The following is a 20,440-nucleotide window of genomic DNA, read 5'->3' as shown; positions in this document are numbered from 1 at the left end:
CGAACATGAACCTGACCCTGAACAACGGCGTGGAGATGCCCGCGCTGGGCTTCGGTGTCTTCCAGAACCCGCCCGAGGCCACCGCCGAGTCCGTCGCCGAGGCCCTCCGCGTCGGGTACCGGCTCATCGACACCGCCGCCGCGTACTTCAACGAGCGCGAGGTCGGTGAGGGCATCCGTCGTTCGGGGCTGGACCGGTCCGAGGTGTTCATCGAGACGAAGGTCTGGATCAGTGACTACGGCTACGACCAGACCCTGCACGCCTTCGAGAAGAGCGCGGGCAAGCTCGGTGTGGAGCAGATCGACCTCCTCCTGCTCCACCAGCCCGTTCCGACGCGGTTCGACCTGACCGTCGAGGCGTACAAGGCGTTGGAGACCCTGCTGGACGGCGGACGCGTCCGGGCGGTCGGCGTCAGCAACTTCATGCCCGGGCCCCTGGCCGACCTGCTGGAGCGGACCGACGTCGTTCCTGCGGTGAACCAGATCGAGGTGCACCCCTACTTCACCCAGACCGACGCCCAGGCGGCCGACGCCGATCAGGACGTCCTGACCCAGGCCTGGTCACCGATGGGCGGCATCACCAGCTACCGGGGCCACGGTGAGCGGTCCACCTTCGACGACCCGGTGATCCGGGAGATCGCGGCGGCCCACGAACGGACGCCCGCCCAGGTCATGCTCCGCTGGCACCTGCAGGAGGGCCGCTCCGCGATCCCGAAGTCGGTCCGGCCCGAACGGATCGCCGCGAACTTCGACGTCTTCGACTTCGAGCTCACCACCGACCAGCTCACCGCGATCGACGCGCTCGACACCGGTGTCCGGGGAGGTCCCGACCCCGAGTCGGTCACCCCCGAGGCCTTCGGCCGTGACATCCCCGAGGCCTGAAGGCGGTCAGCGGCCGGAGGCCAGGGCCTCGGCGTACTGCCCGTCCGTGACCGGCTCCAGCCAGGTGGTGCCGTCCCCGCCGCCGTCCCCGACGACCAGGGCGAGGTGGGACATGAACGCAGCGTCGGTGGCGCCGTGCCAGTGCTCCTCACCGGGCGGGCACCGGACGGTCTGCCCTGCGGCGGCCCGCACGACGGTGCCGTCGCGGGTGCCCACGAGCGCGACCCCGTCGGTGACGTGCAGAACCTGGCCCAGGGCGTGGGAGTGCCAGTTCGTGCGCGCGCCGGGCGTGAAGCGCACCAGCGCGGCGGCCAGGCGGGCCGGTTCGGCGGGCGCCTCGATCATGGTGAGGTAGACGTCGCCGGTGAAGCGTTCGGCGGGACCCCTGAGGGTCGCGGTGTCGGTGACGAGTTCCATGGCGGTCCTCCCGTGCGGTGGTGTCGTGCCCATGATGGCTCCGGCGCCTCCCGGGACCCTTCGCGAGGCGCCGGGGTTGTCCGCGTCCTGGCCCCGGTTTTACCCCCGGCGCCGGTCCTCACGGTGAGTCGCTGACAGCCCGCTCCGCGTCGTACTCACCGGCTCCCCAGGAGGCGAGCAGGCTCATCCGCTCAGCGGAGGGCGATCCGGGCTCGGCGGTGTAGACGGTGAGCGTCAGCCCCGGCTCGGCGGCCAGCGCCAACCCCTCGTAGGCCAGGGTCATCTCACCGACGACGGGGTGGTCGAAGGTCTTGAACCCGGTGCCGTGGTGACGGACGTCGTGCGCGCCCCAGAGGTGGCGGAACTCGTCGCTGCGGGTGCAGAGTTCACCGATCAGGTCGTGCAGCTCCTTGTTGTGCGGGTCCCGACCCGCCTCCGTGCGCAGGATCGCGACCGTGACCTCCGCGAACAGGTCCCAGTCGGGGAAGAAGGTCCGGGAGCGGTCGTCGAGGAAGGTGAACCGGGCGACGTTGGGCGGCTGTCCCGGCATGGCGTACACGTCCTTGTAGAACGCCCGCGCCAGCGCGTTGACCGCCAGCAGGTCCATGCGCCCGTTGCGGACGAACGCGGGCCCGGCGGTGATCGCGTCGAGCGTCCACTGAAGGCTGTCGTGCGGGGTCCAGGTCCTCGCGCTCCGCCGTTTGGGCGGTCGGGCCACCGGGCTCGACGCGTGCGCGAGGTCGAACAGGTGCGCCCGCTCGGCGTCGTCCAGCCGCAGGGCCCTGGCGAGGCTGTTGAGCACCTCCGGGGACGCGCCGCTGATCGCGCCGCGTTCCATCCGGGTGTAGTACTCCACGCTCACACCGGCCAGGGTCGCGACCTCGCTGCGGCGCAGGCCCTGCACCCGACGCTTCACACCGGTCGGCAGGCCGACCTCCTCGGGCGTGATCCGGGCGCGCCGCGACATGAGGAACGCACGCACTTCGGCTCGCTTGTCCATGCCACCCAGGGTAGATCGGAGCTCGGCCGCCAGGGAGGCCCTGGCAGTACCCCCACCAGCCAGGACCTCCGGGAAGAGGTGAGCCCGGCGCCGAGCACCGGGCTCGGATCACTCCATGCGTGGTTCCCGTCTGCCTCCCCTGTGGCTCCTCCCCCTCGTGCTGGCCGCCTTCGCGGTCCAGGCTGACGACTTCTCATCATCGGCGTGCTCCCGGCGATCGCCTCCGCGGCCTCGGACGTGGATCAGAGCCCAGTGGAACTGGAGGCCGCCTTCGTGTTCCGCGGGCTCCTGGGCCCGGCCGCGCTGGCCCTGGCCGTCCGTACCCTGCCCTCGTCACCCGAGCTCCGGACCGGGTTGTCCACAGGCACCAGGGGCGCCCCTTGCGGTGCCGTGTCCCACCGTCATACGTTTTGCCTGATCCATCGGGCTGAACCAGGAGAGACATGAAGATCCTTGTCGTGGGTGCGGGAGCGGTCGGCGGCTACTTCGGCGGGCGGCTCGTCCAGGCAGGTCGCGACGTCGACTTCCTGGTCCGGCCCGCGCGCGCCGAGCTCCTGCGGGAGCACGGCCTCAACATCCACTCCCTGGACGGCCGCACCGAGAACATCCCCGTCCGGCCGGTGACCCGGGACGAGCTCACCGACGACTACGACCTGGTCCTGCTCTCGGTCAAGTCCTACGGCCTCGAGGGAGCCGTCGAGGACCTCGCCCCGGCGGTGGGCCCCGGGACGGTGGTGGTCCCCTTCCTCAACGGCATGCGGCACCTGGACGTCCTGGTGGAGCGGTTCGGCCGGGACCGGGTGTACGGCGGGGTGTGCATGGTGATGACCCGCCTGGACGAGGACGGCGGCATCGTGGAGGTGGGCCGGATGGGCGAGCTGGTCTACGGCCCGCTCTCCGACTCCCCCGTGGTGGACCTGGACCGGGTCCACGGCGCCCTGGAGGAGGCCGGGTTCACCGCCCGCCCCACCAAGGACATCCGGCAGGAGATGTGGGACAAGTGGGTCTTCCTGGCCAGTCTGGGCGCCGTCACCTGCCTCATGCGCGCCCCCATCGGCAGGGTCAACCGCGCCCCGGGCGGTTCCGAGTTCAGCGCGGGGATGTTCGCCGAGGCGATCGCCGTGGCCACCGCCGCCGGGTACCCGCCCAGCGACCGGATCCGGGGGTTCGCAGACCGGGTCATCTCCGACACCGAACGCGACACGTCCACGTCCATGTACTGGGACCTGACCCACGACAACCCGGTGGAGGGCGACCACATCGTCGGGGACCTGGTCGCCAGAGGCCGCGAGCTCGGGGTGCCCACCCCGCTGTTCTCCCTGGCCCACACACACCTGAGCGTCTATTCGGCGGCCCGGGGCTGACGGGTGCGGCCGCCGGGGCGCGCCCCGGCGGCCGCGGTTCAGCCCTTGAGGGCACCCGCCATGAGGCCCCGCATGAAGTACCGCCCCAGCACCAGGTAGATGAGGAGCGTCGGCAGCGAGGCCAGCACCGCCGCCGCCATCTGCTGGTTGTAGGGCACCACCATGGACCCGGCCACGTTGTTCAGCTGCACCGTCACCGGCCAGCTGTTGGGCCCGGTCAGGAACACCGCGAAGAGGAAGTCATTCCACGCGGAGGTGAACTGCCAGATCAGCGTGACCGCGAACGCCGGTGCCGACACCGGCAGCACCACGTGGGCGTACGTGCGCAGCAGACCGGCGCCGTCCACCCGCGCCGCCTCGATGAGGGACCCCGGGATGCTCGCGTAGTAGTTGCGGAAGATGAGCGTGCAGATCGGGATGCCGTACACCGTGTGCGCCAGGATGAGCGGGAACAGCCCGCCCATGAGGTCGGCGCCCACCAGCATCTGTTGGAGGGGGATCATCACCGCCTGGTAGGGGATGAACATCCCGAACAGGAACAGCGTGAACACCGTGTCCGCGCCGGGGAAGCGCCAGCGCGCCAGCACGTAGCCGTTCATGGAGCCGAGCACGGCGGAGATGACCGCGCTCGGCACGGCCATGCGCACGCTGTTCCACAGCCCGGGGGCCAGCGCCGACCAGGCCGTGGACCACCCCTCCAGGCTCCACTCGCGCGGCAGGAGCCACGCCCGTGCCGCGGTGGCCTCCGAGAAGGGCTTGAACCCGGTCACCGCCAGCACGTACATGGGCAGCAGGAACAGCGCCGCCAGGACCAGCAGGACGGTGAACCGGACCGCCCGTCCGCGCGGACTGCTTCCGGCGCCCACGCCCGTGTGGGCGCTCACGCGCCCGGGTGCGCTCTGGGTCATCGGCCCTCGCTCCGTTCCTTGCGCACGGTCCAGACCAGGTAGGGGATCACGAACACCGCCACGGCGAGCAGCAGGTAGGACGCGATGGTGGCCCCCTTGGCCGGGTCCCGGACCTCGAAGACCATCGCCCACATGTACACGGCGGGGACGTCCGCGACGATCTGCTGCCCCGCCACCGCGATGATCAGGTCGAACACCTTCAGGGACATGTGGCCCAGGATGATGACGGCGCTCAGGGTGACCGGGCGCAGCTGCGGCATGACCACCCGCCAGTACACGCCCCACTCCGAGCAACCGTCCACCCGGGCCGCCTCGCGCAGTTCCTCGGGAACCCCGCGGAACCCGGCCAGGAACAGCGCCATGACGTACCCGGCCAGCTGCCACACGGCGGGCAGCGCCATCGCAGCCATGCCGAGGTCGGGCGCGGTCCACCAGTCGTTGACCAGGAAGTCCAGATTGAAGTGGACGAACAGGGCGTTGAGTCCGGTGGCGCGCTCGGCCGGCGCCGGGTTCATCAGCCAGCGCCACACGACACCGGTGGCGATGAAGGACACGGCCATCGGGGCGAGGAAGAGGGTCCGGAACACCGCCTCGCCCCGGATGCCCTTGTCCAGCAGCAGGCCCAGGAGCCAGCCGAGGAACAGCGCTCCGCCGACGAACACCACGGTGAACACCACCGCGTTGGTCACGGCGGCGGGCCAGCGGGCCTCCTGCCACAGCTGGACGAAGTTGGTCAGCCCCACGAAGGAGCCGTCCTGGATCGGGGCGTGTTTGTCGCTCAGCGCCAGCTGGGTGTTCCAGCCGATCATGCCGTAGACGAACACGCCGATGAGCAGGATCGACGGGGAGACCAGCAGCAGGCCCGGGAGCCACGTGCGGGACCTGGTCAGTGCCCGGCGGAGCCGGGTCGGGCGCGCGCGGGGTCCCGTGGCGGGACGCTTCGGATGGCCGGGGCCGCCGTGCGCGGCGGCCCCGGGCTCGGTGGACGTGCTCATTCGGACTGGGCGGCCTCGTGCAGGGCCGCGTTGAGCGCTTCCAGGTCCTCGTTCTGGAGGTAGAGGCCGACCGCGGTGTCGATGTCGTTCTTCCACCGGTTGCCCACGGTCACGCCGTGCCAGAACGAGCCCGCCAGCTGCGGTCCGGCCTGCCACTCGGCCAGGGCGGACTCCAGGTAGGGGCTGTCCGCGTACTTGGCCGGGTCCGCGTCGGAGCGGGCCGGGATGGAGCCCTTGAGGGGGTTGAACAGGTCCTGGCCCTCCTGGCTGGCGACCAGTTCGAGCCAGGCGCGGGCGTTCTCCTCGTTGGGGGCGCCCGCCGGGAGGGTGAAGCTGTCCGACAGCCACATGTACGTGCCGTCCGTGCCGGGTGAGGGCGCCCAGTCGTAGTCCTCCTGGGGGAGCGCTCCCAGTTCGTCGAAGTACCCGGCGGCCCAGTCACCCATGATGTTGAAGGCGGCCTCGCCCTCGGACACCCGGCGGGAGGCCTCCTGCCAGTCCTCGGCGGCGGATTCCTCCTGTGTGTGGGACATGATGGTCTCGAAGGTCTCCAGCGCCTCGGCCACCTCCGGGGTGTCCCAGTCGGCGCCCGGCTCCCACAGGGAGTTGTAGGCGTCGGTGCCGAGTGAGCCCAGCAGCACCGACTCCAGCAGGTGGTCGACGGTCCACTGGGCGCCCACCGCCATGGGGATGGCGTCGGTCTCGGCGGCCACGGCCTCCAAGGCCTCGACCAGCTCGTCCAGGGTCTCCGGTGGCCCGTCCACCCCGGCCTCCTCCAGCAGCGAGGGGTTGAACCACATCACGTTGGACCGGTGGATGTTCACCGGGACCGAGTAGACGCTGTCCTCGTAGGAGATCTGCTCGACCAGCTGGTCGGGGTAGGCCTCGCGCAGTCCCTGCTCGTCGAAGAAGTCGTCCAGCGGAGCCAGGTAGCCCGCCTCCACGTAGTCCTGGAGGGAGGCCCCCGCGTGCCCCTGGAAGGAGTCGGGTGGATCCTGGCTCTGGAGACGCCCCTCCAGCACGGCCTGGGCGTTGGTGCCCGATCCCCCTGCCACGGCGGCGTTGACGAACTCGATCCCCTCGTTCTGCTCCTCGAAGCGTTCGATGAGGGCGTTCAGCCCGGCCTCCTCGCCGCCGCCGGTCCACCAGGAGAACACCTCCACCTGGTCTGCGGCACCGCCTCCGCCGCCCCCGCACGCCGTGGCCATGAGCGTCAGCCCCAGTCCCGCGGCCGCGATCGACCACCGCCGTGAACGCATACGCATACCTCTCCGGGCGGCCGACCCGTCGCGCGGTGACGTACCGCCCCATGTGTCACATGTCACCGAAAACCGACGTCGCCATCCTTCGCAACCCCGGAGACCTAGGTCAAGGGCGGGGCGTGTCACGAATCGGAGACGCACCCACGCCGTCGGGACACGCCGAAGCGGCACGGCGCGCGGGATTTCCCGGAGGCCTGACGTGACCTGTGGTGATCCCGTGCACCCGCTCCCGGACCCGCCGCACACGCCGCACGGCACGCGACAGAGGTTGGCACAATCGCGGCATGTCAGTCCTCGACCGCGCCACCCTGCGACACCTGGCGCTCCTCCCCCCGGCCTGTCTGCTCCTGTCCGCCTGCGCGCCCGACGGCGGGGCGGTGGGCGCCGTCGCCACCGGACACTTCTCCGCGCGCCACCAGTTCCCCGTGGTCCTGGTGACCTGGTGCGGTGAGAGCCCGCCCGCGCGGATCGACCTGGCCTCGGAGGAGCACGGGTGGCGGCTGAACGCCACCCGTGAGTTCGAGGGCGACCGGATCGAGGTGGACCTGGCCGCCCCCGGGGAGGACTGGACCATCACCGACATGGACGGCGCCCCGGCCTACCGGGTGGTGCCCGCCTCCCCGGAGACCGAGTACACCCTGGGGGTGACCTCCGCCGCCGGGTTGGCGGACGACGCCGAGCACGACATCGCCACGCTGGGCTTCGACACCGAGCTCCTCGCCGCCGACGACGGCGTGTACCTGGGTACGCACACCAGCGGCGAGGGGGCCCTGGTGGGCACCGACGAGTTCCCGCCGGAGTGCTGAGGGGTCAGCGTGCGGGCAGGTGGCGGCGCCAGGACAGGGTGACGGCCAGGACGCACAGCAGCGCGAGTCCGGTTCCGACCGCGAACATGGTCGGGTAGCCGAACCAACCGGTCAGCGCCGCGAGGGTCGCGGGGACGAAGAACCCCAGGTAGGCCAGCGAGTAGTAGACGGCGGTCAGCCCGGCCAGGCGGTCGGGTCCCGCGATGCGCTGGACCTCCTGGAGGCCGGACACCAGCAACAGGCCGTAGGCGGCGCCCAGCACCGCGGCCGCCACCAGTGCGGCCGGGATCGTGAGGACGGCCGAGGCCCACACCGCCAGGGCCATGCCGACGGCGGCGGTGGCCAGCGCCGCCACGACGGCGCGTGCGGAGTGCGGGCTGTCCACGCGCTTGGCCACCTGCTGGCTGAGGACACCGCTGGCCAGCGCCACCATGCACAGCAGCCCGGAGAAGCCGACCTCGTAGCCGGGGACCTCGGGGGCGAGCAGGTTGGGCAGGATCGCGTAGGCGCTGGCGGACGTCCCGAAGATCCACGGCGCCATGGGCACGACCACCAGCAGGAACCGGCGGTGCAGCGCGGCCGGTACCCGCAGGTCGTCCAGGAGCCTGCCGGGAACCGTCCCCCGCTCGTGGGTCTCGGGGACCCGCAGCAGGGCCACCGCGAGCAGCACGGTGATCACGATGTTGACCGCGTAGGGCAGGACGGCGGACATCGGCGCGAACTGGGCGATGGTGGCCGCGACCACCGCGCCCAGGAGGAAGCCGAGGGTGAGCGCGAGCGAGGCGCGCGCCGCCCCGGACCCCGCTGTGGCACGGAGGTCGTGGGGTGGCTGGGACAGCTCCTTGACCCAGCTGGTGCCCACCGCCATCACGAGGCCGAGCGCCATTCCGGAGAACACGCGCCCGGCGAACAGCAGGGCGACCGAGTCCGACCCCAGGGCCAGCAGACCGCTGCCGATCACGCACAGCACCGGCGCGGGGAACATGAGGGGGCGGCGCCCGTGGCGGTCGGAGAGCGGACCGCCCACGAGCAGCGCGGGCACGATGCCCAGCACGTAGGCGCCGAGCAGGATGTTGACGACCTGCACGCTCATGCCGCTGTCCAGGCGGTACATGACCAGCAGCGGGGTGAACTCGTTGCCGCCCCACGCGACGGCGAAGAGGGTGCCGCAGACGGCGAGCCAACCGGGCAGGGCCCGGCGGCGCCCGCTCCTGGACGGTGCGTCCCCGCGTGGTCTGTGGGCCTCGATGGTGGCCATGGGTCGGGCTTCCTTCTCAGGTTCGGGGTCAGGGAAGGGGGGCGCGGGGGGCGGGTGGGGTGTCAGACGGTGAAGCCGTGGATGTCGTTGAGGTGCTCGGCGATGGCCCGGGCGAAGCCCTCGGCGTCACCCTCCTCGATGAGCCGGGCCAGCCCGGAGTGCTGGTCGAGCACGAGCTGGGCCCGGGTGGTGTCGTCGCTGACCGACTGGGTGGTCATGCGGCGGTGGCGGTCCTGGAGGAGCTGGTGGAAGCCCTGGAGGATCGAGTTGCCGCCCGCGGCGACCACCTCCCGGTGGAACTCGACGTCGGCCAGGGTGAAGGCGGCGAGGTCGTCCTCCTCCCAGGCGCGCCGCTGGTCCTCGGTCACCTCGCGCAGGCGGCGCACCAGCCGCTCGGAGCCGCCGCGGGACGCGCACACGGTGCGCACCGCCGCGGACTCGATGATCTGGCGGGCCTGGAGGACCTCACGGAACTCGTGCGGCGGGACCGGGCGCACCATCGCGCCGCGTTTGGGGTACAGGCGCATCCACCCCTCCGCCTGGAGTTGGAGGAAGGCCTCGCGTACCGGGGTGCGGCTCATGCCGAGCTCGGTGGCGATCCGGCCCTCGCTGAGCATGCTGCCGTCCTCGAACTCACCGTCCAGGATCCGGTTCCGTACGACGGTGTAGGCACGCCCCGCCGCCGACTCCGGCTCCGTGGCGGCCGCGACCACCGGTTCCCGCCCGCCGACGCCACTCGCGTTCACTCGACCTCCCACGTTGGATACGACATAGATACTAGTTGCACACATGGGATGAATCGGCCGAGATCCCCTGTTCGGCGCATCACACGGGGCGGGTCACCCGTCAGACGAGGCCTCTGAAGGCCACTCCTGCATTACGCGACCAACCCTTCCTCTATTCGGCGAGTCCCCGCCCTTGACCTGCCCGGTGGATCATGTCGTGGAGTGCAAGGACGGCGGCCTGGTTCTCGTCCGCCAGTTCAGCGTTCCCAGCGCACCAGAGGCTCACGGCTCTGTTCGTGGTCACTGTCCGACGAGTGATCTCCGCCCGCGTGCTCCGATCCCCTCCCTGGATAGCTGACGTGAGGAGTTCCCTGAAGACTTCTCCCTGAGCACACCTTCGAACGGCCAGGGGAATCCATTTCTCTGCAGCACGGGCTACCAGCTCCTCATCCGACGTGTCCAGCAGAGCACTCCACATCCAGACAATCGCCACACCCATGCGATCCGCTTCCACTGAAGATTCAGCACGATTCAAGAGCCGAAGCGAGCCGTTTTCTTCTAGCGAATTCAGTTCACGAACCACGAAACTGCAGGCCACATTCTCTCTGTTCTTATCAGATCCTCCAATCCATCCAACCACTTCCAGAACAAGTGGATACCATGCGGAATCAAAGCCCGCCAAAGTCACAAGCGAATTTTCAACCTGAGCTCGCACGGTTACGTCTGTCGCACCCGCCAGGTGCCTGAGGCGAACCAGAGCAGAGGTGATATTCACCCTACCAAATCGCTCACACACGAGCGCAACAGCCTTTGCCTGCATGGGAATCACAGGATTCTTCGCGATCGCATAGAGGCGAGCCCTCATGCGCTTGCCAAATGTCGGCACCGATGCCACGTGTGCAGCAAATGCCACTGCCATGGACAAGGTTCCGGATTTCTCCATCCAGAACTTGAAGACTCGCACATCCCATTCTTCAGATTCATTTCTAATGAGCAACTTGGCCCACCTAGCAGCCAATTCCTCTGCCTGCTCCAGAGATATCTCAGTGCGCTGGCGAGTGGACCATTCGAGGAGCTCCTTTCGCATTCTTGGATGCTGTACCCAAACGTAGTCAAGCACTGCGGAACCATATTGGTATCCGTCGAAACCGACTGCGCCGTCAGCCGAACAGGTCGCACCGACCATACGGAGGGCAGCTGCGACACCCGCCCCAGCCAGTCCTCCGGCATCACCGCAGGATCGCCCCAGGTCCTCGGCCATACGATCAGCGGAGGAGAGCACGGTCACGGCATCAAAACCCTCGAACATGGCACAAGAGATCAGGACGATGCGAGACCATACCCCGCCCTCACCCCGGTGGCTTTCGAACCAGTTCTCAATTTCCTGACCCCACCTCCCGTGCGCGGCCAGCGATGAGGAGACCCAAGCGTCGAGATCCGCTTCGAAACGAGGATGGCACTCGGCGGAGATCCGGGCCAGTCGCACGGCTGACTCAGGCGTCGCGCATTCCAGGACCTCGACTACATCGCGCCGAGACACCCAGGCGCTCGCCGACTCCCCGGTCAGGTGTTCCAGGTGGGAGGCGAACACCCGAACACCGGACACGGGCTGTATCACTAGCGGCGAACTCTCGAAGCCCTCCTTACTACGCTGCCCAGGCCTCAGAACCACCAGTACGACGCAGCCCATACTCTTGGCCTGGATCCAGAAATTCATGATCTTTCTCTTGGCGTCATCGAAATATTCACCCAAGCTGGAAAGATCAATAATGTATCCCAAGCCCGACTGGTGCGGGATACGCGAAAGCTGCCCCAGCTCTTCAGCCTCCAACAAGAGGTAGCGCACTGAGAACCCGTTACGAACCAGTAGGGTCACGGCGGTGATCTCTCTACCGCTCCCCGGATTTCCGACGATGTAGCCATAGTGCCGCTTGGAGATTCCCCGACTCGCCCGCTCGAATTCGGGCTCGCTCTCGACCACATGGACGCTCGCCAGGTAGTCCAAATACTCCTCAGGGTATCTTGAGGGTTCCAGGTGTTTGACGTCTCCGAAGTATATATTCCCGTAGATGTCCCTAGCTTGGAGAAGCTGTGCGATGTACGCGGCGTCGTGGACCTCGTTCCAGACAGCACCGCTGCCTTTCACGAAGAACTCCTGTTTTCCGTTTTCTTCCACACGATGGGGGTCTCGCGGTTCAGCGCTCATCTTTCCCGTCCGCTCACGGTTCACGCACTCTGATCCGGTGCACGACAGGCAATCCCTACCACGGTCATTCCCATCAAGGTTGAGCGTTGGCCACACCAGGACAGTTTCCGTGATCCTGTGGCTAGCTCCGGGTCTCTTGAACACACGAAACAGGAGGGGGCGCCCACGCGCGTGGACGCCCCCTCCCTCCCGACCCGGGAGCGGGTCAGCCCTGCCAGCTGTGCCAGAGCCTCGCGTAGCGGCCGCCGTCCGCGACGAGCCGGTCGTGGGTGCCCTCCTCCACGATCCGGCCCTGGTCCATGACGACGACGCGGTCGGCCGTCTGCGCCTGGGTGAGGCGGTGCGCGACCACCAGGGTGGTGCGGCCCTTCGTGGCGGCGACCGCCGCGTTCTCCAGACGGCGCGCGCCCGAGCTCCCCGCCTCGGCGGTGGCCTCGTCGAGCACCGCCAGGTCCGGGTCGGCCAGGACCAGGCGGGCCAGGGCCAGGTGCTGGGCCTGCTCGGCGGTGAGCGCGTGCCCGCCCTCACCGACGACCGTCTCCAGACCCTCGGGCAGGGCGCGCACCCAGTCGAGGGCACCCACGGTCTCCAGAGCGCCCTCCACCTCGCTGGGGTCGGCCTCGGCGCGCGCCAGGCGCAGGTCGTCCAGGAGGGTCCCCGCGAACACGTGGGTCTCCTGGCTGACCAGGAAGACGTGCTCGCGGACGCGCTGTTCACCGAGCTCGTCCAGCGGGACCCCGCCCAGGAGCACCGTTCCGGAGGTGGGGGCGCGCAGGCCGCTGACCACGGCGGCCAGGGTGGTCTTGCCCGCCCCGCTGGCGCCCACGAGCGCGACCCGCTCACCGGCGGCGACCCTGAGGGTGACGCCGTCCAGCGCTTTGGGCGCCCGCGGCGCGTAGGCGTGGCTGACGGCCTCCACCTGCAGGGAGGAGCCGGCGGGGCCCTCCTCGGCGCGCGGGTCCTCGGCCACGGGCAGGTCGATGACCCCGGCCAGCCGGGCCAGGCTCGCCCCGGCCTGCTGGACGTCGTTGAAGTTCATCACCAGGAACCCGATGGGGCCGAAGAGCCGGTGGAAGAACAGGGCGGCGGCGGTGACCATGCCGACGGTGGCGAGTTCGCCGCGCACCAGGAAGAAGCCCACGACCAGGACGGCGCCCAGCCCGACGAACTCCGAACCGTTCATCCGCGCACCGAGCCGCGTGAAGAGGTAGAACACGTCGATGGTGAGCCGCATCGCGGTGCGGGAGCGGTCCGCGATGACCTCTTCGTGCTCCTCCTCCAGGCGGTAGGCGCGGACGGTGCCCCGGCCGCGCAGGGCGCCCATGAGCGCGTGCGAGCGCTCCCCCATGGCGATCCGTTCGCGCGCGTAGTAGGGGCCCGAGCGGGGCATGTACCACCGCACCGCCCACACGTAGAAGGGCAGGGCCGCGAGTCCGGCCAGGCCCAGGCGCCAGTCCAGGGCGGCCATCCCGGCGGTGGTGAGCACGACCATGGCCAGGGCGGTGACGACCTCCGGGCCGTTGCGCGCGATGGCGTTGGTGACCACGGCGACGTCGTCACCGACCCGGGAGAGCAGGTCACCGATGCGGACCCGCTCCAGCCGGGCGGCGGGCATGTGCAGGACGCGTTCCATCACGCGTTCGCGCAGCCGGGCGAGGACGGTCTCCCCGACCCGGCTGACCTGCCAGGCGCCGAGCCCCGCCAGGACTCCCCCGACCACGGCGGCCCCGGCGATGAGCCCGGCCGATCGCAGGATCGCGTCCAGGCCCGCCCCCGCGGAGATGTCGTCGACCATCGAACCGAGCACCCAGGGGGCGACCAGTCCGGCGGTGCTGCCCCCGAGGACGGTGAGCAGGGCCAGGGCGGTCGCCCAGGGGATGGACCTGAGGCCGTCACCGAGGACGGCCCAGGTGCGCCCGGCGTCGGCGGTGGGCAGGAGTTCGGGGCCGGGCGCCGCCGGGGCCTGGGGTTCGGCCTCCGGGGGCTCGGTCCTGGTGATGGGTTCCGTGCTCAACGCAGCACCGCCTCGCGGTAGTGGGGGTCGTCCTCGGCCAGTCGTGCGTGGGTGCCCTCGGCGTGCACCCGGCCCTCCCGCAGGACCACCACGCGGTCGGCGCGGGCCAGCAGCGCGGGGCTGCTGGCGATGACCAGGGTGGCGCCGCCGGGGGCCCTGCGGGCGCGCAGGTCGGCGGTGCCCTGGGCGATGGCGGCCTCCGTGACGGCGTCGACCGCCGTGGTGGGGTCGTGCAGGACCAGTACGGGCGGGTCCGCGACGAGGGCGCGGGCCAGGGCGACGCGTTGGCGCTGGCCACCGGAGAGATTGGCGGCGCGGTCGGTGACGGGCCGGTCGAGGCCGTCGGGGTGGCCGGTCACCAGGTCCTCTGCGGCGGCCGCCGTCAGCGCGGCGGACAGGGCGGGTTCGTCGGCGCGGCCGACGGCGAGGTTGGAGCGGAGCGTGCCCTCGAACAGGACGCTGCCGTGCTCCTCGACCAGGACGGTGCGGCGCAGTGAGGTGAGGTCGAGTTCGGGGACCGGCACGCCTCCCACGAGGGCGGTGCCCCCGGCCCCGTCGGCCCGTCCGGCCAGGAGGTCCACGAGGGCCTCGGCGTCGCGGGGGTCGGTGGTGAGCACGGCGACCAGTTCGCCCTGGGCCAGGGTCAGGTCGACCCCGTCGAGCGTGCGGTGGGTGACGTCCCGGAGCTCCACCGCGTGGGGGACCTCGGGGAGCGTGTCCGGCAGGATCCGGTCGCCGGGGCTGACGGCGTCGGGCGCGTTCAGGAGGCGGACCATGCGCTGGGCGGAGGCACGGGCGATGGCGAACATCTGGCCGACCAGGCCGAGGGCCTGGACGGGTTCGGCGAGGAACTGGGCGAGGCCGACCACGATGACGAGTTCACCGATGGTCAGGTGCCCCTGGAGCGCCATCCATCCGGCGGTTCCCGCGACACAGGCGAGGAAGACCGCCCCGGTGGCGGTGACCAGGCCCTTGTAGAGGCCGTTGGTGGCGGCGGCGCCCACGGAGGCGGTCAGGGCGGTGTCGCTGACCCCGTGGTAGCGCAGGGAGGCGTTGTGCCGGGCGCCGATGCCCATGAGCACGCGCAGGCCGCCGACGAGGTCGGTGGCCATCGCGGTGGCGCGGGCGGCGGTGGCCTGTTTGGCCTCGGTGCGGCGGGTGATGCGGGCTGCGGGGATCCGCAGCAGGAGGAGCATCAGCGGGACGCCGAGGAGCACGCCGAGGCCGAGGGGGAGGTTGATGGTGAGCAGGACCACGGTGGTGACGGCGATCGCGGTGACCTGGGCGATGCCCACGGACCACGCGCGTACGTAGGAGGCGGCCTGTTCGGCGTCGGAGGTGGCCACGGCCAGGACCTCTCCGGAGCGCAGGCCGCTGCGCTCGCCCCGGGGGTGCAGCACGCGGCGGGCGGACTCCAGGCGCAGCAGGTGGGCCTCGCGTTCGACGGAGCTCAGGGTGAGGCGGGCGCCGGAGCGGTAGGCGAGGGCCAGGCAGGTGAAGAGCAGGGCCAGGCCGCCCACGCACCAGAGAAGCGCGGTGAGGTCGCCGGTGGAGACGGCGAGGTCGATGGTGAGGCCGATCGCGACCGGGACGAGGACCTCGCAGACCTGGTGGAGGGAGAGCAGGAGGACGCCGAGGGTCACCCGGCCCCGGTGGCGGCGCAGGGTGCGTGAGCGCAGTTCCTTCGCGGTGGTGGGGACCGGTTCGGCGGCGGCCGGGGTGGCGTTGGCGGGGGCCGCGGTCACGGGGCGACTCCGTTCGGGCTGGGGACGTGGAGGTGAGGGGACCGAGGGTCGTCTCGACTGGCCCAGCGTAGTCACCGCTCGCACGACCTCCGACCAAGGGATGACCCCTTTGTCGCTGATGCGGGCATTGCCGAGTGGCCATGATATTGGTTAGCCTAACCTCACCACCTGCCCACTCTCCTCCGCGAAGGGTCACCCGCTTGCGTATCCAGCCCCCGCGTCACCGCCAGATGATCCGCGCCCGGGTCGTACGCGCCGAGCGGACCACCGACCACTTCATCACCGTCACCGTCAGCGGTCCGGAGCTGGCGAGGTTCGAGTTCCTCGGCCGCGACCAGTGCGTGCGGGTCTTCCTCCGCCGCCCCGGGCAGGAGCGACTGGTCCTGCCGGACGCCGACGACGACGGCTGGTACCCGCAGTACCGCGACATGGGTGACGACACCCGCCCCTACGTCCGCAACTACACCATCCGCCGGTTCGACCCCGAGGCCCTGGAGCTCGACATCGAGTTCGTGGCGCACGGGGACGGCGGCCCCGCCTCGACCTGGGCGATCTCCGCCAGCGAGGGCGACGAGGTGGGCCTGTTCCCCGAGGGCATCTACTACCTGCCCCCGGCCGAGGCCGACTGGCACCTGCTCGTCGGCGACGAGAGCGCCGTGCCCGCCCTGCTGTCGATCGTCGAACAGGCCCCGCACGACCTGCGCGCCAAGGTCTACCTGGAGGTTCCCTCCCCCCGGGACGTCCGGCCGCTGAACGCCCCGCCCGGGGTGGAGGTGCACTGGCTGCCGCGCGAGGACGCCCACGCCACCCCCGGGCGCCTGGCCCTGGAGACGGTGAGCGCGGCGGACCTGCCCGAGGGCCGCCCCTACTGCTGGGTCGCCGGAGAGAACGCGCTGCCCACCGGGCTGCGGCGCGCCCTGGTACGCGACCGCGCGGTGTCCAAGGACGACATCACGTTCGTGGGCTACTGGCGCGCGGGCGTGGCCGGGGTCGACTGAGGACGCCCGGGCCGCCGGAGCACGTGTTTCACACCACTCCCACCCCACTGATCACACCATCCCCAAGCCGCGCTAACCTGGAGAAATCCGGCTTAGGCAAGGCTAAGCTCATCTTCGCCAGCGAGGTCCCATGAACCCCGGTCCGTCCGCCCGTCTCGGCCTGGTCGCCGCCGGTGCCGCGTCCGCCGTCCTGCTCTCCGCGTGCGGTGGCCCCGGCACCTCCTCCGAGCCCTCGGGCGAGGCCGCCGAGGGCTACCCCGTCACCGTCGAGACGCTCTTCGGTGACGTGGAGATCGAGGACCGCCCCCGGAACGTGGCCGCGCTCGGCTGGTCCGACGCCGAGACCGCCCTCGCCCTGGGCGTGCAGCCGGTGGGCGTGGCCGACTGGCAGGACTACGGCGGCACCGGTGTGGGCCCCTGGGCCGCGGACCTGTTCGACTCCGAGCCCACCCAGCTGGGCACCATGGAGCCCAACATCGAGGCGATCGCCTCCCTGGAGCCCGACGTCATCCTGGACACGCGCTCGGACAACTCCCAGGAGCGCCACAACCTCCTCCCCCCGGTCGCGCCCGTCGTGGGTCCGCCGCCGGGGGTCGAGGTCACCTACGGCACCACCTGGCAGCAGCAGACCCGCCAGGTCGCCCAGGTGGTGGGTGAGGAGGAGCGCGGCGAAGAGCTGGTCACCGAGCTGGAGACCCGCTTCGAGGAGCTGCGCGGGGACAACCCCGAGTTCGCCGACCTCACCATCGCGGTGGGCGCCTACTTCGACGGCCAGTACGGGGCCTACGTTCCCGGTGACACCCGGGTGGACGTCCTCACCGAGCTGGGCTTCGAGTACGAGCCGGACCTGGTCGAGAGGGCGGACGGCGCCTTCTACACGGACCTGAGCTCCGAGCTCGTGGAGGAGCTGGACGCCGACCTCACCATCGTCTTCCCGATCGGTGACGCCGACACCGCCGCGTTCCTGAACGAGGACCCGGTCCTCCAGGGCATCCCCTCGGCCGAGGCCGGGCGGCTGATCGTCCTGGACGACCCGGAACTGGCCAACGCCTTCTCCAGCGGCTCCACCCTGGGCATCCACCACGCGCTGGACGAGATCGTCCCGATCATCCAGGACACCCTGGAGGGCTAGCCCACGGGCCAGGGCCGCCGGGCTACGGTGGCCGTCTCTCCCTCGTCGGACACGGAGTCCGACGGAAAGGCGGCCACCATGGACCTCCCCCGCATCTTCACCATCCGCGAGAGCGGCCACCGCATCCACAACCCGCTGACGCCGCACAAGTTCGCCGTACTGGGCGAGGCGCTCCGTCTGCCTCCCGGAACACGGGTGCTCGACCTGGCCAGCGGCTCGGGCGAGATGCTGTGCACCTGGGCGCGCGACCTGGGGTTCACGGGCACGGGCGTGGACGTCAGCACCGTCTTCACCGAGCAGGCCCGGGCCCGCGCCGTCGAGCTCGGCGTCGAGGACCGGGTGGAGTTCGTCCACGGCGACGCCACCGGGTACGTCGCGGACACCCCCGTCGACCTCGCCGCCTGCGTCGGCGCCACCTGGATCGGGGACGGCGTCGCCGGAACGGCCGCGCTGCTCGGCCGGAGCCTCCGCCCCGGAGGTCTGATGCTCATCGGTGAGCCCTACTGGCGCCGGACCCCGCCGGACCAGGAGACCGCCGAGGGGTGCCACGCCACCGGCCCGTCCGACTTCCTGTCACTCCCCGAGCTGATCGAACAGTTCGGCGGCCTCGGGTACGACGTCGTCGAGATGGTGCTGGCCGACCAGGACAGCTGGGACCGGTACCGGGCGGCGCAGTGGCTCAGCCTCCGCCGCTGGCTCGACCGGAACCCGCAGGACGAGCTGGCGCCCGAGGTACGGGCCGAGCTCTCCTCCGAGCCCGCGCGCTACGCGCGCTACATGCGTGAGTACCTCGGCTGGGGCGTCTTCGCGCTGATGCGACGCTGACCCCTCCCCCTCCCTCAAAGGAGCCCTCGTTTGCCTAAACCCTTTAGGCAAACATAGGATGTGCTTCGGAAACGAGGAGGATCCTGATGGCACGAGCCGGACTGACCCCGGAACGCCTCACCCGGGAGGGCGCGGCGCTGGCCGACGAGGTCGGCTTCGACCAGGTGACCGTCTCGGCCCTGGCCCGGCGCTTCGACGTGCGGGTCGCGAGCCTGTACTCACACGTGCGCAACTCCCGGGACCTCAGGACCAGGATCGCGCTGCTCGCTCTGGAGGAGATGGCCGACCGGGCCGCCGACGCCCTCGCGGGCCGGTCCGGGAAGGACGCCCTGGTCGCCCTCGCCAACGTGTACCGCGACTACGCCCGCGCACACCCCGGCCGCTACGCCGCCGCCCAGCTCCGGCTCGACCCGGAGACGGCGGCGGCCAGCGCCGGGGTCCGGCACGCGCGGATGACGCGGGCGCTCCTGCGCGGCTACGACCTCGACGAACCCGACCAGACCCACGCGGTACGCCTCCTGGGCAGCACCTTCCACGGCTACGTCACGACGGAGTCCGGTGGCGGGTTCGACCACAGCGAGCCCGGTTCCCAGGAGAGCTGGTCGCGGACGCTGGACGCCCTCGACCACCTGCTGCGGACCTGGCCCGCCCCGACCGAGACGCCCTAGGGGGCTACCGTGCGCACCGAACAGCACTGGACCACCACACCTCTGACCCCGGACCTCCTGCTCGGGGCGGTGGAGTGGGAGGACACGGCGCGGGGCCTGCTGCCGCACCGGCTGCCCGCGCGGGCCCGCGCCCAGAACAACGACCCGCTGCTGGCCATGGCCGAGACCCAGCCCTCGGGGGTCCGGCTGCTCCTGCGCACCCGCGCGACCGCGATCGAGTTGGACACGCTGCCCACCAAGCGGGTCTACACGGGGCTCCCCCAGCGCCCGGACGGGGTGTACGACCTGCTCGTGGACGGTCGGCTGACCGCCCAGACCACCGTCGTCGGCGGCGACACCCTGACCTTCGACACGGCCACCGGCGCCGTGGAGCACCAGGAGGGGCCGGTGGGCACCGCCCGCTTCACCGGACTGCCCGACCGGACCAAGGACGTGGAGATCTGGCTGCCGCACGACGAGGCCACACGGCTCGTCTCCCTGCGCGCCGACGCCCCCGTCGAACCCGTCCCCGAGCGAGGACGCCGGGTGTGGCTGCACCACGGCAGCTCCGTCAGCCACGGTTCCGACGCCACGAGTCCCACCGCGACCTGGCCCGCCGTCGCGGCCGCGCACGAGCCCGTCGACCTCGTCAACCTGGGGCTGAGCGGCAGCGCCGTGCTCGACCCGTTCACCGCCCGGGCCATGCGGGACGCCCCGGCCGACCTCATCAGCGTGAAGATCGGCATCAACCTGGTCAACGGGGACCTGATGCGGATGCGCGCCCTGACACCGGCGGTGCACGGCTTCCTGGACACCATCCGCGAGGGCCACCCGGACACCCCGCTGCTGGTCGTCTCCCCGATCCTGTGTCCCATCCAGGAGGACACCCCCGGTCCCGCCGCCTTCGACACCGAAGCCCTGCGCGCGGGTCGGAAGCTGTTCCGGGCCACCGGCGACCCGCGGGAACGCGCCGCCGGAAAGCTCACCCTCACGTCCATCAGGGAGGAGCTGTCCCGGATCGTGCGGGAGCGCGCGGCCGAGGACCCGCACCTGTCCCATCTGGACGGCCGTGAGCTCTACGGCGAGGCGGACCACGCCGAGCTGCCGCTGCCCGACCGCCTCCACCCGGACACGGCGGCGCACCACCGCATCGGCACCCGGTTCGCCGCGTTCGCCTTCGGCCCCGACGGCCCCTTCGCCACGGCCGCCCGCTGAGACCGGAACCGGCCGCAGGGGAGGCGGACCCGGCGGGCTATG

18 protein-coding genes are annotated in these 20,440 nt (G+C 70.9%); 8 read left to right on the top strand and 10 right to left on the bottom strand.

From position 1 onward, the window contains the following. The first annotated feature begins 5 nt into the window (after positions 1–5). The gene (locus AC0VYM_RS14855) at positions 6–881 is read left to right on the top strand and encodes an aldo/keto reductase (protein ID WP_475462871.1); all 876 of its coding nucleotides are present in this window, start codon (positions 6–8) and stop codon (positions 879–881) included. Positions 882–887: 6 nt separating this feature from the next. Here AC0VYM_RS14855 and AC0VYM_RS14850 read toward each other — a convergent pair whose 3' ends face one another. Next, positions 888–1,331, bottom strand: a complete 444-nt coding sequence (locus AC0VYM_RS14850; RefSeq protein WP_475462870.1) for a (R)-mandelonitrile lyase — start codon at positions 1,329–1,331, stop codon at positions 888–890. Between the two features lie 85 nt (positions 1,332–1,416). Next, entirely contained in the window at positions 1,417–2,298 is an 882-nt protein-coding gene (locus AC0VYM_RS14845) for a helix-turn-helix transcriptional regulator (protein WP_475462869.1), read from the bottom strand. 443 nt (positions 2,299–2,741) lie between these two features. Here AC0VYM_RS14845 and AC0VYM_RS14840 point away from each other — a divergent pair, with 443 nt between their 5' ends. Next, positions 2,742–3,662 carry a ketopantoate reductase family protein gene (locus AC0VYM_RS14840; RefSeq protein ID WP_475462868.1) on the top strand — a complete coding sequence of 307 codons (921 nt, stop codon included), beginning with the start codon at positions 2,742–2,744 and terminating at the stop codon, positions 3,660–3,662. A 38-nt stretch (positions 3,663–3,700) separates the two neighbouring features. On the opposite strand, the gene AC0VYM_RS14835 is transcribed toward AC0VYM_RS14840, so the two are convergent. The 3 genes from AC0VYM_RS14835 to AC0VYM_RS14825 are packed head-to-tail and all read right to left on the bottom strand — an operon-like array spanning position 3,701 to position 6,824. Then, positions 3,701–4,570 carry a carbohydrate ABC transporter permease gene (locus AC0VYM_RS14835; RefSeq protein WP_475462867.1) on the bottom strand — a complete coding sequence of 290 codons (870 nt, stop codon included), beginning with the start codon at positions 4,568–4,570 and terminating at the stop codon, positions 3,701–3,703. After that, positions 4,567–5,565 (bottom strand): carbohydrate ABC transporter permease, encoded by a 999-nt coding sequence (locus tag AC0VYM_RS14830; RefSeq protein ID WP_475462866.1) that lies wholly within the window; start codon positions 5,563–5,565, stop codon positions 4,567–4,569. The genes AC0VYM_RS14835 and AC0VYM_RS14830 overlap by 4 nt, the downstream gene beginning before the upstream one ends. Then, the gene (locus AC0VYM_RS14825; RefSeq protein ID WP_475462865.1) at positions 5,562–6,824 is read right to left on the bottom strand and encodes an ABC transporter substrate-binding protein; all 1,263 of its coding nucleotides are present in this window, start codon (positions 6,822–6,824) and stop codon (positions 5,562–5,564) included. The genes AC0VYM_RS14830 and AC0VYM_RS14825 overlap by 4 nt, the downstream gene beginning before the upstream one ends. 287 nt (positions 6,825–7,111) lie before the next feature. Here AC0VYM_RS14825 and AC0VYM_RS14820 point away from each other — a divergent pair, with 287 nt between their 5' ends. Next, complete coding sequence (locus AC0VYM_RS14820) at positions 7,112–7,633, top strand: hypothetical protein (RefSeq protein ID WP_475462864.1); 522 nt, start codon at positions 7,112–7,114, stop codon at positions 7,631–7,633. A 4-nt stretch (positions 7,634–7,637) separates the two neighbouring features. Here the strand turns inward: AC0VYM_RS14820 and AC0VYM_RS14815 are convergent, their stop codons facing one another. The 5 genes from AC0VYM_RS14815 to AC0VYM_RS14795 form a co-directional block, all read right to left on the bottom strand. Next, positions 7,638–8,891, bottom strand: a complete 1,254-nt coding sequence (locus AC0VYM_RS14815) for an MFS transporter (protein ID WP_475462863.1) — start codon at positions 8,889–8,891, stop codon at positions 7,638–7,640. Positions 8,892–8,953: 62 nt separating this feature from the next. After that, positions 8,954–9,637: a GntR family transcriptional regulator gene (locus AC0VYM_RS14810; protein WP_475462862.1), complete on the bottom strand. Its 684-nt coding sequence runs from the start codon at positions 9,635–9,637 to the stop codon at positions 8,954–8,956. A 151-nt stretch (positions 9,638–9,788) separates the two neighbouring features. Continuing rightward, positions 9,789–11,822 (bottom strand): hypothetical protein, encoded by a 2,034-nt coding sequence (locus tag AC0VYM_RS14805; RefSeq protein ID WP_475462861.1) that lies wholly within the window; start codon positions 11,820–11,822, stop codon positions 9,789–9,791. 205 nt (positions 11,823–12,027) lie between these two features. Next, the gene (locus AC0VYM_RS14800) at positions 12,028–13,836 is read right to left on the bottom strand and encodes an ABC transporter ATP-binding protein (protein ID WP_475462860.1); all 1,809 of its coding nucleotides are present in this window, start codon (positions 13,834–13,836) and stop codon (positions 12,028–12,030) included. After that, positions 13,833–15,581, bottom strand: coding sequence for an ABC transporter ATP-binding protein (locus AC0VYM_RS14795; RefSeq protein ID WP_475462859.1), 1,749 nt, complete (start codon positions 15,579–15,581; stop codon positions 13,833–13,835). The genes AC0VYM_RS14800 and AC0VYM_RS14795 overlap by 4 nt, the downstream gene beginning before the upstream one ends. A gap of 230 nt (positions 15,582–15,811) precedes the next feature. Here AC0VYM_RS14795 and AC0VYM_RS14790 point away from each other — a divergent pair, with 230 nt between their 5' ends. From AC0VYM_RS14790 to AC0VYM_RS14770, 5 genes are all read left to right on the top strand, one after another. Then, positions 15,812–16,579 (top strand): siderophore-interacting protein, encoded by a 768-nt coding sequence (locus tag AC0VYM_RS14790; RefSeq protein ID WP_475463045.1) that lies wholly within the window; start codon positions 15,812–15,814, stop codon positions 16,577–16,579. A gap of 130 nt (positions 16,580–16,709) precedes the next feature. Next, a complete protein-coding gene (locus AC0VYM_RS14785; protein WP_475462858.1) occupies positions 16,710–17,711 on the top strand; it encodes an ABC transporter substrate-binding protein in 1,002 nt (333 codons plus the stop codon). Between the two features lie 78 nt (positions 17,712–17,789). Further along, positions 17,790–18,536, top strand: a complete 747-nt coding sequence (locus AC0VYM_RS14780) for a class I SAM-dependent methyltransferase (RefSeq protein ID WP_475462857.1) — start codon at positions 17,790–17,792, stop codon at positions 18,534–18,536. A gap of 86 nt (positions 18,537–18,622) precedes the next feature. Then, positions 18,623–19,204, top strand: coding sequence for a TetR/AcrR family transcriptional regulator (locus tag AC0VYM_RS14775; RefSeq protein WP_475462856.1), 582 nt, complete (start codon positions 18,623–18,625; stop codon positions 19,202–19,204). 9 nt (positions 19,205–19,213) lie between these two features. Further along, a complete protein-coding gene (locus AC0VYM_RS14770) occupies positions 19,214–20,398 on the top strand; it encodes a GDSL-type esterase/lipase family protein (protein ID WP_475462855.1) in 1,185 nt (394 codons plus the stop codon). The last annotated feature ends 42 nt before the right edge of the window (positions 20,399–20,440 follow it).

The sequence above is a fragment of the Nocardiopsis sp. iso_237 genome, from assembly GCF_056173345.1.
The sequence above is the reverse complement of the archived record's forward strand: the minus strand, read 5'-3'. Positions and strand labels throughout refer to the sequence as shown.